Below are 15,489 nucleotides of genomic sequence, written 5' to 3'. Positions count from 1 at the left end.
GAATGACGGAGACACAGGCGAAGTCGGGGAACACGGGGACCTCGGCCAACCCGGTCGACGAGGAGGCCGCCAAGGGCGGCACACCAGCGACCGGCCGCGCGGCCGTGGGCCGGGCGACGGTCCCCGCCGACGCGCCTGCCCCGAAGTTCACCAGGGCCCCGGGCATGACACCCCCGCCGGAGCCAAGCGATGATGCCGGCTCGGGTGACAAGACCGAGACGTCCGGTGCCGAGGCGCCAACGTCCGCCGCCACCCCTTCGGGTACGGCGGCACCCTCGGCCCGGCCGGCGACGACCCAGCCGATCAACGTCCGACCCGGCCAGGCCGCGTCGACCGGGGCCACCGGCACCCAACCCCGGATCACACCCGGCATGACCCAGCCGCCGTCGGACGGGGCGCGTACCTCCGCTGGCGGTCGCCCGGTCAGCGGCGGTGGCCTGCCGCCGGGCATCGGCAACGCGTCGGCCGTCGGGGCTGCCCGCGTCGGTGACGCGGTACGTGCCGCCCGTACGTCGGTCAGCTCGGCGGCGTCCCGGGGACCGCGCCGGGCCCGGCTGAACCTGAAGCGCATCGACCCGTGGTCGGTGATGAAGTTCGCGTTCGCCGTCTCGGTGGTGCTGTTCATCGTCGTGGTGGTCGCCACCTCGGTGCTCTACCTGGCGCTGGACGCGATGGGCGTCTTCAAGAGCGTCAACGAGAGCCTGAGCGACCTGGTCAACGCCGGCGGTGGACAGAGCACCAGCGGTTTCCAGATCACCGCCAAGGGCGTGATCCTCAGCTCGGCGCTGATCGGTCTGGTCAACGTGGTGCTGTTCACCGCGCTTGCCACGCTGGGAGCGTTCGTCTACAACGTCTGCGCCGACCTGGTCGGCGGGATCGAGTTGACGCTCGCCGAGCGGGACTGAGCGACCGGGACGCCGGGGCACCGCGTAATGCGGTCGCCCCGGCGTCCCGTACTCGGATAGGTTTTGGCAGGCGGCGACGACCCGGCTCGCAGGTCCGGACCCCGATTTGGGGCTGGCAGAGCGGATGGGTTAATCTTGCTCGTCGCAACGCGGGGCTATAGCTCAGTCGGTTAGAGCGCAGAGCTGATAACTCTGAGGTCGATGGTTCGATTCCATCTAGCCCCACCGCACGGTCGTCCGACGTTAGTCGAGCACGAGGGGTCGCCGCATGTTCAAGAAGCTGCTGATTCTGGCTGGCGTCGTCGGCGTGGCCGCCGTCGTGTTCAACAAGATCAAGGCCTCGAACGACGAGCGTGCCCTCTGGCACGAGGCGACCACCGCGCCCGATCTGCGCTGACGTCTGACACGGTGACGAGCGATCGTCGCCGCGGCCGTCCACGGGGCCCTAGCTCAACTGGCAGAGCACTGCCTTTGCAAGGCAGGGGTTAGGGGTTCGAGTCCCCTGGGCTCCACCGAAACGGATACCCAGACGGAGGGGTCCAAGATCTGCCCAGATGCAGGTCATGGCCGGTGTCCGGCAGCACTGCCATGCCCGAGCCCGACGCCCCACTGCGTGCCGTTCAGCGAGTGAGTTCGCCCAGCACGTCACGTGACTCCCACTAGCGCTCTGCCGGGCGACGTTCGGTAAGCATCGAGCCGCTGTCCGGCAAGGGGCGGCGCATGTCTCCGCGCGGTTCTTCGGCACGCCGGGACGAGCCCGCCCGATCACGCCTTGAGGACGTCCACGTCGTACAGCGCTATCGAAGCGTCGCGGGTGGCCAGGGTCAAACTCTCGGTGATCGCCTGTGCGACGAGCATGCGGTCGAAGGGATCGCGGTGGTGGGGTGGCAGGCGGCCGGCGGCGATGGCGTGGGCGTGGGTCACCGGAAGTTCACGGAATCCCATGTCCCTTACTCGCTCGGCGAGGTCAGGGGGGCCCGCAAGCTTCCCCGCGCTCTGCTTGATGGTGATTTCCCAGAGACTGACCGGAGAGAGGAAGATGTCTGGTTCGTGGCGCAGCTGGTTGAGGAACTCAGTGCCGAGAGTCGCATCGCCGGTGATGGCCCAGAGCGCGACATGGGTGTCCAGCAGCAGGGTCATGCGCCGATGCCGAAGTCGTTGGCGATCTCGGCGTTGGTCTGTGGGGAGTCCCAGTCGCCTGACAGGTCCAGTTGCCCGGCGAGGGAGCCGACTGCGGTGCGGTTGGCCCGTCGTACGAGCGGCACCACCTTCGCCACCGGAGTGCCCGCCCGGTCGATGATGACCTCTTCGCCGCGTTCCACCCGTTCGATGATGCGCGACAGGTGGGTCTTGGCGTCATGCATGTTGTAGTGCACTGCTTCAGCCGACATGATTCAACCTCCTCCTTTAGCTAACAGCTTAGCCAAATCGACCCGATGTCGTCACGAACGCACCGAATGAGCTGGGCAAACCCATCGGCAGCGGATCGCCGACGATCGTGGCGGTGTGGTGCGCATGGTGGTGCCTCCGGCCCACCAGCACTTTCCCGGGTTGATCTCGGTCCCGAGTGCAGCCATCAGTACGGCCAAGCGGCAACGCCGTCTCCTCCTCGCCCAGCACCCGGTCGATGACTGAGGCAGCCTGACGAGCCCGCGCCGGCGGGACGTGCGCGTAGGTGTCGGCCGTCATCCGGATCGTGGAGTGCCCCAGCAACTCCATCACCGTGCACCGCAAGGGCTACCAGCCTCCCCGGACGGTCTGGCGACTGCCCGACGAGGAGATCCGCTTTACCCGCCCGGTACGGTTGTTGACCATGCAGCGGTTGGCGCTCTTCGATCTCGACAACACGCTCGTGGACCGTTCGGAGGCATTCCGGCGCTGGGCGGTCGAGTTCTGCGCCGATCGCGAACTGCCGGATGACGCGTTGGCCTGGCTGATCGCTACGGATCAGGACGGGGCCGTGCCCCGTAACTGGTTCTTCGGCGAGGTGACCGAGCGTTTCGGACTGGCAGCCTCGGTGGATGAGACATGGAGGCAGTACCGACGCCGGATGCCGGAGTTGGTGAGCTGCCCCCAAGAGGTGTTGGCGTCGCTGACACTGCTGCGTGACGACGGCTGGACGGTCGCGATCGTGACCAACGGTCAGGCCGACAACCAGCTAGGGAAGATCAGGCGTACGGGGCTGGACCGATGCGTCGATGCCTGGGCAGTGTCCGGGGAGTTGGGCATCCGGAAGCCAGCACGTGAAATTCTCGAGGCGGCAGCCCGTGGGTGCGGCCTCGATCTGTCCGGCGGGGGCTGGGCGATCGGTGACAGCCCGGTGCTGGATGTCGAGGGTGGCCGCGCGGCAGGGCTTGCCACCCTCTGGGTCAGCCGAGGAAAGGACTGGCCAGCGGAGCTGGCCCCGCCTAACCGCACCGTCACGGACGTCGTGGCCGCCGTTCGAGTACTCCGAGGTGAGGCCTCCGCCGAAGGTCATCCGGACCAGCCGCCGGCCGCAGGCGTTTCGGGCCTCACGACGGTTCGGCGGGTCGTGTCGGAATCACCGCGCACGCCCCGAGGTTCCTGAGCCGGGCAACTTCAGGGTCAGCGGATCGCCTGCGATCGTGGCGGTGCGGTTCGCATGGTGGTACCTCCGGCCCACCACACACAGCCTGTGAGCTGTACCAGAGATAAGTTCGAGATCATCGGGCGCAGATTCGGCACAGCCCAGCAATGATCTTCCCTTGGTTGGCATCTACCGGCGGTGCCCCGCAGCCCGCAGGACATCACCGATGACACCGCGCCGCCGCTCTCGCCGAGGCCCCAGTGGACTTATGTCTCCAAGGTGATCCGTAGCGTCTGGTGACGGAGTAGCCGTTGCACATTCTGTGGTTCGGCGTGATTGGTGATCAGCGTCGTGGCGAAGAGGTGCCGCAGCGCGTGAAACCTCCCGTGCTTCTTGGGCCATCCCGCCTTGTCCCGCCACTTGACCCACTCGTTCGACCACGTCCGGTCCGTGAACGGATTACCGCGCGTGGTCGTGAACAACAGCGGCAAGCGTCTGGTGGGACGCGAGTGCCAAGCATCTCCCTTGACGGACACAGCCCTTGGTGGGCTTGTCCTCCGTCGACATGTGCGACACGTTTCCGCCAGCTGATCTGCGACACCTCAGCGTGCTGATCGTGGCTATGGCAGTGTGCCCTCGGGCATGCGTCGATGCATTGGAGCTCACCTGGACTCGGTCTCATCGCCTGGCGGGCGGTGGCCGTCCTACCTCCGCCCGCCAACTCGTGCCAGGTCGAACGCGAGTTCCTGAACCTGCGAAAGTTGTTCGCTGTTCAACCGCCTTGCGTCCCAGGCCACCGCGGCCAGTTCCGCCCGGCGAGGGTGCAACCGTGCGGTGTCGACAGGTGGACCGATGCCGGTCAGGGCGGTCAGGTCGCCGGCCGCAATACCCAGCACAGCCGCGAATGCGGTGACGTACTGCGGAGTTAACGCCGACTCGCCACGTACCACGCGGTAGATCGTCGAGTCTGAGACATACGGTCCACCGCCTACGCGGCACAGCAGCTGTGCGATGTGCGGGCGGATGTTCCGATTGGCCAGCAAACCCAGCACCAGCGCGCCGGGCCCTGCCGGAGATCGCGCCGGCGGCGGGAGCGGCTCGGCAGGGAGGACGACCGGAAGTGAGCGGATGAACTCGTGCAGCCGGTCGAAACGCTTGCCGTACAGGCGCATGGCCGACTGCATCACGTGCCCGACCTGCCAGGGACGGGTGCCCCTTGCGGGAGCCAGGTCGGCCGGAACGTCATGACCGGCGATCACGAACAGGTCCGCTGCGTGGAAGCCCAACGCAGGTGCCACACGACGCAGCAAAAGGGCATTGACGTGGCCGCCGGCCAGCACGGCGTCTAGCTCCGGTACGGACACACCCGCAGCCCGCGCCACCGCTGCCGGATCGGCCCGCCTATGCGCCAGCAGTCGCCCTAACAGCACGTCGAAACCAGGCAACTCCATCACAGCAGCCAACTGTAAGCAGCAGACTCTCGAGCCTGCCAGGCCAACAACCCCTCGTGGCGCCGGACGGCAACGCACTGTCCTCGGCTACGACAACGACAGGACGTTTCGTCGGCGGCCAACCTGCCGCCTCTAGGTCGCTGGATCTGTCGCACCTCAGTTGGCGGACGAGTGTCGCGGATCTGTTGTCGGATCACAGCCCTTGGTGGGCTGCATTGCTGGCTCTATGAGATCAAGGCATGCCTCCGGCGGGGCCAGAAGGCGGATGTCGTCAGAGCGGTAGCTCGTAACGACTGACGAGCGTTCGCATGCCGCCGTCGCTGCGCTGACCCGGTGCACCCCCGACTTCGACATCACCGCGGTGGTGAAAGCCAATGGCCTCGTAGTAGGCCCGCAACCCAGGATTGGCGGCCACGCAGTCGAGCCGCAGCGCAACGGCGTCTCGGAGGCGCGCTTGATCGACAGCCCAGGCCACGATGGCGCGTCCTGTACCCGCGGCCCACCGTTCCACCGCCATGCGGTGCACGTATCCAGCTCTGCCGGCGCAGTCGCTCCACAGAGGGTCGGACCAGTCCAACGTCACCGTTCCCGCCGCACGACCGCCGGCCCGTACCAGCCAGGTCTCTCCGCGTTCGACGGACGGCGTTATCCACTCCGTATCAAATCTATCGGGCCATTGCCGGATGCCAGAGGCCATCAGCCAAGCCGCAGCGTGGTCGAGCACCGCCACGACCTGCGCCACCTCGGCTGACGTCGCACGAACGAACTGCAGATCCCCGTGTTCCCGGCTCGTCATGAACCAATGATCCCGCACGAGCCCGTGTCACGAGGTCCGGCCGGGCTGGCCCCGGCCTGCTGGCGACCTCCGGTCGGCATGGGCCGGGCGCGGACACCTACTACAGCGATCGTTCGGTGGCGATCACCGAGGCGGGCAAGGCGGACTCCGTGATCACCGCGTACGGCATGATCGCCCAGAGGGCGGAGACGCCCCCGGTGAGCGGCGACCACCTGTGTCGCGGATCGGCCGCACCCGGTCAACGACGTTATCCATCCGAATCGCAAGCGCTGGGAAGAACAGGACTGGCCATGACGGTTGCCGAAGGACATGACGAACAGGCAGGTCAAGGGTCCCGACGATGGCGGGTGGAGGTCGCCGCGCTCGTCGACAGCCTGTCCGTCCACTTCGACCAGGAGGTGGAGCTGGTCAACCTCACCGAGATGGAGGACGCCTTCTCCTGTCTGCTGCGTGGCCCGGCCGTCCCCACGTCCGGGTTCCAGTTGACGTGGAAGGGTGTTCTTGGCATGGAGATCATTGACGGCCGCCCCGACGTGGCCCTCTCCATGTTCTTCTTCAGTCGCGGCGAACGCATACGCCTGGCCACCCATCGCGGCAGCTACGTGGAGCTGCTCCACGAGGGCCCGCTGGACGGCACCGGCACCTGGCGTGACCTGGGCTGGACCGAGGACTCCCTCGGCGAGTTCGACGCCCACGACGAGTGGCGGCCCGTCTGACATCGGCCAGCGGCCACCAGTGACGGACTGCCCTGTGCGCACGAGCGTGTGATCCTGCTGCTGTGGACATCTGGGAGCACGACGGTCGGCTCTACGAGATCAACTCGTTCTACAGCCTGCCTGACGACGCGTGGCAGTACGAGCTGGTCGGACTGACCGGAGCACCGGGGACCGGGCCCTGCCTCATCGTCACGATTCCAGACGCGACTCGGGACGATGGGCCGTTCACACCGCGCCCGGCAGGCGACGTGATGGTCAGCTGTAGCGGTGAGGTCCCCTGGCTCATGCTGCGTCGCTTCATCGACCTGATTGAGTCGTCAGGCGACGTCGTCCAGGATTCGACAGGCGGCGTCGGGCACAGCTAGCGGCCACCGACAGGTCCGGCGGGCCGCAGGTAGCGGGCCACCGGGAAGGCCTGCCGCCAGCCGAGTCCCTTGACGTACCCCGTGCGGGCGCGATCTGCTCGGGCGACGGACACGGCGAGCGCCGGGCCGGCGAAGATCCCGCAGAAATTTTCCGGTGCGGCGTCGAATCCCGGGCACGTCGTTCGTAGTGAAGATGAGAGGCGGCCGGAGGGTGGCCGCCGGGACCTGGGAGTCGCGAGCATGCCGCAGTACCTGATCTCGTTCAATGATGGCGCGATGGACCACATCCCCGCCGAGGAGATGCCGGACGTGGGTAAGTCCTCGCACGCGGTGGTCCAGGAGGCCGTGACCGCCGGCGTGTGGGTGTTCGGCGGCGGACTCGAACGGCAGCAGGCGAGCATCGTGTCCACCGACGGTACGGTCACCGACGGCCCTTACCCGGAGACCCGGGAGGTCGTCGGCGGGTTCGCGGTCGTCGAGGTGGCCACCCGCGAGGAGGCGCTGGCGTGGGCTGCCAAGCTGGCCGTCGGCTGCCGCTGCGCCCAGGAGGTCCGGGAACTCATGCCCGACCCGGAGACAGCGGCGATGATCCGCGCGGCTGATCGTCGGGGGTGACCTCGCGACGGGGTCTGCCTGCCGATGGTTCGCGGCTCAGTTCTCGGCACCCCTCGTGCCGTCTCCGTCCGCCGCTGTGGTGTCGGGTCGGACCGAGGGCACGTGTGCCATCAGCTTGGTGAGCGCGCCGTTGGCGAAGGTCGCGCCGAGCGCCGAGCCGGCCCCGATGGTCCAGCCCACCGGTCCGAGCGGGGTGCAGCCGAAGAACTGGCTCACCCCCGGCGTCTGCACCACCACGACGAGCACACCCAGTGACGCCGCCGTGGAGGCGAGCACTGCCGGGCTGGTGCCGCCGGCCAGGATTGTCTGTCCGAGTTGGGTGCCGACCAGGGAGACGAGGGCGACAGTTCCGGCCCGCTGGCGGCGTCCGGTGTAGCGGGCCAACGTCCAGCCGGCTGTCGCGCCAAGCGTTGTCGCTGCCGCCCGGAGGCCGATCTCCCTGGTCAGGCTCTCGCCGAGCGCCGTGTCCGGGCCTTCCCGGAGCAGCGCGTCGGTGCGGTCCGACGCGGGTGGCCGGACCGCGATGGCCAGCGCCGGCGCCAGGTCGGTGAGCAGGTTGACAAGCAGGAGTTGGCGGCCGGTGAGCGCGGAGCGGCCGGTCGCCGCGGCGGTGAGCACACTGAACGCGATCTCGCCGAGGTTGCCGCCGACCAGGATGCTGAGCGCGTGCCGCACCGACGACCACATGGCCCGCCCTTCGATCAGGGTGGCGATGATGGTTTCCAACCGGTCGTCGGTGACCACCAGGTCGGCTGCGGCCCGCGCCGCCGGGGTGCCCCGTTGGCCGAGGGCGATGCCGACGTCGGCCAGCCGGATCGCCGGCGCGTCGTTGGCACCGTCACCGGTCATCGCCACGGTCCGCCCGCACTTCTGCAACGCCTGGATGATCCGCACCTTGTGCGTGGGCGTGCAGCGGGCCACCACGTCGGTGTGGGCCAGCCGGTCGGCGAGCGCGTCGTCGTCCAGTTGGTCGAGTTCACCGGCGGTGACCACCCGCTGCTCGTCGTGCTCGCTGATGGTGGCCGCGATGGCTTCGGCGGTGGCCGGATGGTCACCGGTGATCATGATGGTGTGCACGCCGGCCTGCCGGATCCGGCGGACGGCCGGGGCGGCGCTCTCCCGGACCCCGTCCGCGAGGGCCAGGAAACCCACGAAGGTCAGCCCTCGCACGTCGGCGTCTGTCACCTTCGAGTGGTCCACCTGGCACTCGGCGACGGCCAGGATCCGGTTTCCCGCTCCGGCCCGATCGGCGAGCACCCGCTCCAGCTCCGCGCGGCCGGCGTCGTCCAGCGGCTGCTGACTGCCGTCCATCCGCCGAGCCGAACAACGCGGCAGCACTGTCTCCGGGGCACCCTTGACACTCAACAACAGGCGACCGTCGGTCTCGCCGATGCTCGCGTGATAGCCGCGGGACGGTTCGAACGGCAGCCCGCCGGCAGGCCGCCAGCCCGCCGCACCGGTCTGCTCCACCACCCCGGCCACCCCGGCACCCCGCCGGACCGCCCGGTCGGTCTGCAACGCCAACTCCTCCGGGTTGGCTGCGGCGGGGGTGGCGCGCAGCGCCGCGGCAAGTGTCAGCCGGAGCCGGTCGTCCAGCCGGTCCACCGAGGCGTACCGATCGCCCACGCCGTCGCCGACCCCGGCGAGCAGCAACTGGCCCTCGGTGAGGGTGCCGGTCTTGTCGAAGCAGAGCACGTCCACCCGACCCAGCGCCTCAATGGTGCGCGGATTGCGCACCAACGCGCCGTGCTCGGCCAACCGCCGGGCGGCGGCCAACTGCGCCGCGCTCACCAGGAACGGCAGCCCCTCCGGCACCGACGCCACGGCGAGGTTCGCCGCGGTCGCCGCCGTTTCGGCAAGGGGTACGCCCCGCAGCAGGCCCGCGCCGGCCACCGCTATCGCCGAACCGGCGGCCAACGGGATGGCCGCGCTGGTCAACGAACCGAGCCGGGCTTCCACCCCACTTGCCGGGGGGGCCTGTCGAACCAGTGCCAGGCTGCGGCCGGATTCGGTGTCCGACCCGGTCGCGACCACCACGGCGGTGCCGTGGCCGGCGGCGACGGTGGTGCCCTCGTAGAGCATCGAGTGCCGGTCGGCGATGGCGGCGGCAACCACCGGCCGGTTGGACTTGGCGACCGGCAACGACTCGCCGGTCAGCGACGATTCGTCCGCCTCCAGGCCCACCGATTCGAGGACGCGGCAGTCGGCGGGCACCGAGTCGCCCGGCTCCAGGGCGATGACGTCCCCGAGGACCAGGTCCTCGGCGGCGAGAACCTGCTCGGCGCCGTCCCGGCGCACCCGCGCGGTCACCGCCGACCGGGACAGCAGCTCCGCAAGTGACCGTTCGGTGTTGCGTTCGTGCACCGCGCCGATCAGGGCGGACCCGCCGACGACGCTGCCCACCAGGGCGGCGTCGACGAGCGATCCGAACGAGGCGGACAGCACCGCCCCGGCGGCGAGCACCGGGGTGAGCGGGTTGGACAGCTCGTCCACGAAGGCACGCAGCAGACCCCCGCTCCCCGCGCCGGTGCCGCCGTTCCCGCCGGCGGCCTGGTGTCGGCGGTGCGCTTCCGCGCTGGCCAGGCCGTCGGGCGTGGTCCGCAGATGGTCCAGCACGGTGCCGACCGGCATCAGGTGCCAGGCGGTTGTCACAGGCGCCGGGGTGTCCGACTGGTCGTGCAGCCTGCGGGCCTGCCAGACCCCGTTGGCGAAGGCCAACCCGGCCGCGCCGTTCACAGCGACGAGTGACCGGCCGGGCAGTTCGGTCGGCGGGGCCGTCAACGCGCCCAGCGCCCCGAGACCGGTGCCCGCCATGGCCAGCCTGATGTTCTGCTGGGCCGTACGCCGAGCCACCCCGGTCGCCTCGATCACCAGGGCCACCACCCGCAGGTCGGCGCCGACGAGCAGATGCGCGCCCCACGGCGGTAGGTCCTCCGGTGCGGCGAACCCCAGGCCGCAGTCGGACGCCCCGAGCGCCTTGCGGTCCGCCGAAACCAGCATCACCACCGCGCCGTCGCGCTGCAACGCGCGGACCGACTCGGCCAGTTGGTCTCCGCCGGGCAGCAGCGCGTCGGCGAAGCCGTACCGCTGCTCGTCGCCGCCGGCCACCACCAGGCGCAGTCCGGCGTGCCGGGCGGCGGCGGGCAGATCGTCGACGCCGGGCGCGGGTTCCGGCTCGACCCGCAACAGGGCGGCCAGCCGGTCACCGTGGGCGAGGCCGAGCAGGTGGCCGCCGGCCGAGCGCAGCCGGTCGCCGTCCGGTACGGGGTCGTGAGCCGGCATCTCGTCCAACGGCCCGAGCCGCCAGCCGTCCGCCGCCCGGGCCCCGGCCGGATCCTCGGGGTCGAACAGCGCGAACGCCCGCTCCGCCACCTGGTCGACGTCCGCACCGGGCACGGGCGCCAGATCGGCAAGCACGCCCCGGTCCGAGCCGAGCACCGCGGCGTCCAGCACGAGCGTGTCGATCCGGTCCAACTCCCGCAGCACACTGCGGTCCATCGCGATCACCCCGCGCCGGGCCAGCATCCGGCCGAGTTGGGCGCCATACCCCTCGCGTCCGCTGCCGGGCGCCTTCGGTAGTGCGGACAGGCCCAGCGCGGCGGCCCGCTTGCGCCCGGCGAAGGGCAGCGCCGCCGCGCCGGCCGCCGTACCGCCGGCGAGGGCCCGGTTGATGTACCGCTCGACCGCGCCGTGCGGCTTCGGTCGGGGACGGTCGGCTATCGGCCACCGGGCGACGGCCCGCTCGGGGTCGCCGGTCAACCGCGGTTCGGCCTTCTCCCAGGCGGAGAACTGGGCCCGGTCCTCGCCCCACTCCACGAGCCGTTGGGCGCCGTCGAGGACGATGCCGGTCCAGCGGCCGGTCAGGCCCTGCACCACCGCCTCGGCCAGCGGAAAGAGGACCTCGGCGCGCGGGTCGGAGCGCAACGCCTTGCCGAGGAACGCGTGCAGCTTCGGTTGCAGGTCGACAGCGGCCAGTGCGCCGGCCACCTCGGCGGGCAACGGTGCGAACGGCAGGATCCGGGTGGCCGCCCAGAGGGTCAGACCCAGCGCGTCCGAGGCGAGCGCGCCGAGGGTGCGCGGGTTGTGGGGGCCCTCCTCCGGGGGGTGCGGGGGTGGGACCTCGGGGTCGGGTTCGTGGTCGCAGGTCCGCTCGACGCGGCTGATCGTTGCGATGAGGTCGTCCAGTTTGGGTTCGGGGGCACGCACGGCCACCACGACCCGCCCGGACGGCGCGTTCACCCTGGCCCAGGCCACCCCGGGCATCCGCTCCAGCGCGCCCTCCACCTGCCGGGCGAGCCGGTCGCCGCCCTCCTGGCACACTCCGTGCACCTCGATGTGGTGTCGACCGGGACGGGACCAGACCCGACGCCGGGCGAGCCCGAGGGACCGGGTCAGCCGGGTCGCGGCCGACCCGACGGTCCGGGACGCCCCGCCGACCAGGTGCACGCCGAAGGACGGCAGGATGCGGCCGGCAGCGCGACCTGCCGCCGTCATCGAGGCGTACGGCTGGACGGGCGCCGGCCCGGCTCCCTGCTGCCGCTGGTCCTGACCTTGGCCATCTCGTCCTCCCGCCGCCGCACGTCCGGCGGCCTGGCTTCCCGACCTGCCGTCCGTTATGCCCGTCGAGTGGTGGAACTTTCCGTCGTTGCCGAAGCATGGACGGGTGGACCTGTGGAATCCGATGACAATCACCGGAGATGGGGAGGCCGGAATGAGCATGCTGACGCGACACCTCAGTGGTTCGCAGGCGAACGTCCAGATGTACAGCCGGCGGATGGACCTACCAATGCTGGGCGAGGTGGCGCTGCCGCCACCCGACAAGGTCCTCTACTACACCGGGATCGGCGTGCTTGCCGCCCTGCAGCTCATCGAGTGGCCGCTCGCTGTGGTGATCACCGCCGGTCACCTCCTGGCGGACCAGCATTTTTCCGGACTGGCGCGCGGGCTCGGGAGGGCGTTGCAGGACGCCTGACGAGAGCCGGGTCACCGCCGATTGACTTGAATGCGGGTTGAGGTCGCATGCTCGGTCCATGCCGAGCACCGTCGCCCCCGCCATACCCGCCGCAGCCGGGCTGTTCGCACCCCGGCTGCGGGCGATGTCGGTGGGGAGCGTCGCGCTGATCTCGTTGCTCGCGTTCGAGGCGTTGGCAGTCGGTACGGCGATGCCCACCGTCGCCCGCAGCCTGGACGGGGTCGCGCTGTATGGGATCGCGTTCGGTGGCCCGTTCGCCACCGGCGTGCTGGCCATGGTGGTCTCCGGCATCTGGTGCGACGCCAGAGGCCCGCGAGGTCCGATGTGGCACGGCGTCGCCTGGTTCGTGGTGGGGCTGCTGATCGCGGGGACCGCCCACGCGATGGGTGTGCTTGTCGTCGGGCGGGCGGTGCAGGGGTTCGGCTCCGGGCTGCTCTCGGTGGCGCTCTATGTGATCGTCGGGCAGGCGTACCCGCAGGAGCTGCACCGCAAGATCTTCGCGGCCTTCGCGGCGGCGTGGGTCGTACCGTCACTTGTGGGGCCTGCGGTCGCCGGCCTGATCGTGCAGTACCTGGGCTGGCGGTGGGTCTTCCTGGCGGTCCCGGCGGTGGCCGTGCCGGCGGTCCTGCTGATCCACCCGGGCCTTCGGTCGCTGGGTCGGAGCGTGGCGACCGGTCCGCCGGCCGGGGCGGTGGCGCGGATCGGCTGGGCGTGCGGTGCCGCCGTGAGTGCCGCGCTGCTGCACATCGGGGGCCAGCAGCGCGGCACCTTCGCTCTGGTGTTGATCGTGATCGCCGTGGCCGGCCTGCTGGTCTGTGCGCCGCGACTGCTACCGGCCGGCTTCCTTCGGGCGGCTCGCGGGTTGCCGACCGTCGTCGGGTTGCGCGGGCTGGCGTCGGCGGCCTTCGTCGGCGCCGAGGTGGTCATCCCGTTGATGCTCTCCCGGGAGCGGGGCCTCTCGCCGACCGCGGCGGGGCTGGTCCTCACTGTCGGCGCGTTGGCCTGGTCGGTGGGCTCCTGGTTGCAGGGTCGGATTCCGGTGCCGGCGTCCCGGGCCAGCCTGCCGCGCGCCGGGCTGACCTGCATCACGCTCGGCACCGCCACTGTCGCGCTCGCCGTTCGGCCGGAGCTGCCAGTGAGCGTCGCGGTGGTCGGCTGGGCGGTCGCCGGCCTCGGCATGGGACTGCTCTACCCGTCGTTGTCGGTGCTCACCCTGGAGCTGTCCGCCCCCGGCGAGCAGGGCCGCAACAGTTCGTCGCTGCAACTGGGCGACTCGCTCTTCGCGGCGACAGTGCTGGCACTGACCGGGGCCGTGCTGGCGGCGGGCAGCGCGCCCGGCCCGGCGAGTTACACGCTGACCCTCGCGGTGGCGGCCGGCCTCGCGCTGCTCGGGGCGCTGTTGGCCGGCCGGGTCGTGGTGGGCTCGGGAGCACCTCGCCACTCCGGGTGATCCGGGGAAACGGCCGCAGCCGAACCCGCCGGGCCGGGAGGATGACGGGCGATGAGCTTCCTGACCGTCCTGCCGCTCGCCGTGGTGATGGTCGCCGGATCCCAGCTGGTCGTGGCGGTCTTCCTGGCCTCGTCGAACCGGCCCCGGGCGGCGTCGCTGGGCTTCCTCGCCGGGGCCGGCCTGGTGGTCACGGCCGGAGTGACGGTGAGCTGGCTGTTCACCCGTTGGTTGGGTGGATTGGCCGCCGACGCCAGTGCCGTGGCCGGCAAGGTCGATCGCGGTCCCGCCATCGACCTGGTGATTCTCGCGCTGCTTGTTTGCCTGGCCGTCGTGGTGTGGGTCCGGCGCAACCGGTCCGGGCCGCCCAGATGGTTGAAGAGCATCGAACGTGCCGAACCTCGGGCGGCGATGCGACTGGGCGCGTTGCTCTTCGTCGTGACACCGACCGACGACCTGACAATGGCCGCCGTCGGCGCGAGCGTGGCCCGGCACGACCTGGCGTGGTGGCACCTGGTGCCGTTCGTGCTGCTCACCGTGCTCCTGCTCGCCCTGCCCCTGCTGGCGTTGCTGCTGCTCGGGGGCAGCGCGGCCCGGGCCCTGACCCGGATGCGGGAGTGGGCCGAGGGGCATTCCTGGCTCGTCAACGAGATCGTGATCGCATTCTTCGCGCTGCTGACCGTGCTGGATCTGATCCGCTCGGGGTGAACCGCCTCGCCGACACACGTACGGGGGAACGGGGTGGAAATGAGAGCAACAACGGTTCACGTTCGTCTTACGGTGACGCCATGTTCGCTGTCGTCACCACGGTGATCCTCTACGTCTTCGGTTTCGTCTTCCTCTACGGCGTGATCCGGCTGGGTGTCCGGCACGCGATGGAGGACCTGGAGCTGCAACGGGCCAGGGCCCGGCGCGAGGAGGAGTTGGCGGCCGCCCGCGACCGCTCCTTCATGCGCGACAACGCGTTCCTCGCCGGCAGTTGAGTACCGGATCGGTTCGGCCCGGACCGGTGGCGTCCCCTGGTGGTCCGGGTGCCGCCGGGCGGTTCAGCGTGGCGGATGCGAGGATCGCACCCGTGATGGGAACGCTGAAGACCGAACCCGCCCGCGCCCGCCTGGACCTGCTCGCCCCGCCGGTGGCGGAAGCCGTCGCGCAGTGGCCCGCCGACGCGCCGGTGGACGTCAACGAGGTGCTTGTCGCGCCGATCGACGCCGAGCTCGCCGACACCGCCGCGTTCTGCGCGGCGTACGAGGTGGGGCTGGACGTGTCGGCCAACTGTGTCGTGGTGGCGGGCAAGCGTGAGGGTGTGGTCCGCTACGCGGCCTGCATCGTCCTGGCCACCACCAGAGCCGATGTGAACGGGGTGGCCCGGCGGGCGCTCGACGTCCGCAAGGCGAGCTTCGCTCCGATGGCGGACGCGGTCGCGTTGACCGGGATGGAGTACGGCGGCATCACCCCGATCGGGCTGCCGGCGCAGTGGCCGATCCTTGTCGACTCGCGGGTCATCGCCACCCCGCACGTGATCATCGGGTCGGGCGTACGGCACAGCAAGATCGCGTTGCCGGGCCCGGCGCTGGGTGCGCTGCCCGGCGCGCAGGTGGTGGAAGGGCTGGCCAGGCCGGCCTGACCAGTGGCCGGCATCGATGTTGTTGCACGTGAAACATTGTGATCATC

16 protein-coding genes, 2 tRNA genes and 1 pseudogene are annotated in these 15,489 nt (G+C 70.4%); 13 read left to right on the top strand and 6 right to left on the bottom strand.

Annotated features, from left to right (window positions below; genetic code table 11):
- Nucleotides 1-2: 2 nt before the first annotated feature.
- The 4 genes from AB0B86_RS07100 to AB0B86_RS07085 all read left to right on the top strand — a co-directional run bounded on the left by AB0B86_RS07100 (nt 3) and on the right by AB0B86_RS07085 (nt 1,417).
- Nucleotides 3-905 carry a DUF3566 domain-containing protein gene (locus AB0B86_RS07100; protein ID WP_357416539.1) on the top strand — a complete coding sequence of 301 codons (903 nt, stop codon included), beginning with the start codon at nt 3-5 and terminating at the stop codon, nt 903-905.
- Between the two features lie 151 nt (nt 906-1,056).
- A tRNA-Ile gene (locus AB0B86_RS07095) sits at nt 1,057-1,130 on the top strand.
- Between the two features lie 43 nt (nt 1,131-1,173).
- Entirely contained in the window at nt 1,174-1,302 is a 129-nt protein-coding gene (locus AB0B86_RS07090) for a DLW-39 family protein (RefSeq protein ID WP_209444550.1), read from the top strand.
- 42 nt (nt 1,303-1,344) lie between these two features.
- Nucleotides 1,345-1,417, top strand: a tRNA-Ala gene (locus AB0B86_RS07085).
- 253 nt (nt 1,418-1,670) lie between these two features.
- Here the strand turns inward: AB0B86_RS07085 and AB0B86_RS07080 are convergent.
- Complete coding sequence (locus tag AB0B86_RS07080; RefSeq protein WP_357410467.1) at nt 1,671-2,045, bottom strand: type II toxin-antitoxin system VapC family toxin; 375 nt, start codon at nt 2,043-2,045, stop codon at nt 1,671-1,673.
- Nucleotides 2,042-2,296 carry a type II toxin-antitoxin system prevent-host-death family antitoxin gene (locus tag AB0B86_RS07075; protein ID WP_357410465.1) on the bottom strand — a complete coding sequence of 85 codons (255 nt, stop codon included), beginning with the start codon at nt 2,294-2,296 and terminating at the stop codon, nt 2,042-2,044. The genes AB0B86_RS07080 and AB0B86_RS07075 overlap by 4 nt, the downstream gene beginning before the upstream one ends.
- Nucleotides 2,297-2,580: 284 nt before the next feature.
- Between AB0B86_RS07075 and AB0B86_RS07070 the strand changes: the two genes are divergently transcribed.
- Nucleotides 2,581-3,474 (top strand): HAD family hydrolase, encoded by an 894-nt coding sequence (locus tag AB0B86_RS07070; RefSeq protein WP_357416537.1) that lies wholly within the window; start codon nt 2,581-2,583, stop codon nt 3,472-3,474.
- A 245-nt stretch (nt 3,475-3,719) separates the two neighbouring features.
- Here AB0B86_RS07070 and AB0B86_RS07065 read toward each other — a convergent pair whose 3' ends face one another.
- The 3 genes from AB0B86_RS07065 to AB0B86_RS07055 form a co-directional block, all read right to left on the bottom strand.
- Complete coding sequence (locus AB0B86_RS07065; RefSeq protein WP_357416534.1) at nt 3,720-3,989, bottom strand: tyrosine-type recombinase/integrase; 270 nt, start codon at nt 3,987-3,989, stop codon at nt 3,720-3,722.
- A gap of 168 nt (nt 3,990-4,157) precedes the next feature.
- Nucleotides 4,158-4,907 carry an XRE family transcriptional regulator gene (locus tag AB0B86_RS07060; RefSeq protein WP_357410459.1) on the bottom strand — a complete coding sequence of 250 codons (750 nt, stop codon included), beginning with the start codon at nt 4,905-4,907 and terminating at the stop codon, nt 4,158-4,160.
- 268 nt (nt 4,908-5,175) lie between these two features.
- Entirely contained in the window at nt 5,176-5,700 is a 525-nt protein-coding gene (locus AB0B86_RS07055) for a GNAT family N-acetyltransferase (protein ID WP_357410457.1), read from the bottom strand.
- Nucleotides 5,701-6,047: 347 nt separating this feature from the next.
- On the opposite strand from AB0B86_RS07055, the gene AB0B86_RS07050 reads away from it, so the two are divergent.
- The 3 genes from AB0B86_RS07050 (at nt 6,048) to AB0B86_RS07040 (ending at nt 7,396) form a co-directional block, all read left to right on the top strand.
- The gene (locus tag AB0B86_RS07050) at nt 6,048-6,416 is read left to right on the top strand and encodes a hypothetical protein (protein WP_357416529.1); all 369 of its coding nucleotides are present in this window, start codon (nt 6,048-6,050) and stop codon (nt 6,414-6,416) included.
- 62 nt (nt 6,417-6,478) lie between these two features.
- Nucleotides 6,479-6,781, top strand: a complete 303-nt coding sequence (locus AB0B86_RS07045; RefSeq protein ID WP_357410452.1) for a hypothetical protein — start codon at nt 6,479-6,481, stop codon at nt 6,779-6,781.
- 240 nt (nt 6,782-7,021) lie between these two features.
- On the top strand, nt 7,022-7,396 hold the full coding sequence (locus tag AB0B86_RS07040; protein WP_357410450.1) for a YciI family protein: 375 nt from the start codon (nt 7,022-7,024) through the stop codon (nt 7,394-7,396).
- 36 nt (nt 7,397-7,432) lie between these two features.
- Here the strand turns inward: AB0B86_RS07040 and AB0B86_RS07035 are convergent, their stop codons facing one another.
- Nucleotides 7,433-11,890, bottom strand: a complete 4,458-nt coding sequence (locus AB0B86_RS07035) for an HAD-IC family P-type ATPase (RefSeq protein WP_357416524.1) — start codon at nt 11,888-11,890, stop codon at nt 7,433-7,435.
- Between the two features lie 177 nt (nt 11,891-12,067).
- Here AB0B86_RS07035 and AB0B86_RS07030 point away from each other — a divergent pair.
- The 5 genes and pseudogenes from AB0B86_RS07030 (at nt 12,068) to AB0B86_RS07010 (ending at nt 15,442) form a co-directional block, all read left to right on the top strand.
- A pseudogene (locus tag AB0B86_RS07030) lies at nt 12,068-12,368 on the top strand (hypothetical protein).
- A 58-nt stretch (nt 12,369-12,426) separates the two neighbouring features.
- Nucleotides 12,427-13,818, top strand: a complete 1,392-nt coding sequence (locus AB0B86_RS07025; RefSeq protein WP_357410446.1) for an MFS transporter — start codon at nt 12,427-12,429, stop codon at nt 13,816-13,818.
- A gap of 51 nt (nt 13,819-13,869) precedes the next feature.
- On the top strand, nt 13,870-14,523 hold the full coding sequence (locus AB0B86_RS07020; protein WP_357416520.1) for a GAP family protein: 654 nt from the start codon (nt 13,870-13,872) through the stop codon (nt 14,521-14,523).
- An 80-nt stretch (nt 14,524-14,603) separates the two neighbouring features.
- Nucleotides 14,604-14,798, top strand: a complete 195-nt coding sequence (locus AB0B86_RS07015; RefSeq protein ID WP_357410441.1) for a hypothetical protein — start codon at nt 14,604-14,606, stop codon at nt 14,796-14,798.
- Nucleotides 14,799-14,893: 95 nt separating this feature from the next.
- Nucleotides 14,894-15,442, top strand: coding sequence for a YbaK/EbsC family protein (locus AB0B86_RS07010; protein WP_357410529.1), 549 nt, complete (start codon nt 14,894-14,896; stop codon nt 15,440-15,442).
- The last annotated feature ends 47 nt before the right edge of the window (nt 15,443-15,489 follow it).

This window comes from Micromonospora sp. NPDC049047 (assembly GCF_040649135.1).
Taxonomy (GTDB): Bacteria; Actinomycetota; Actinomycetes; order Mycobacteriales; family Micromonosporaceae; genus Micromonospora.
This window is presented reverse-complemented; position numbering and strand designations above follow the sequence as displayed.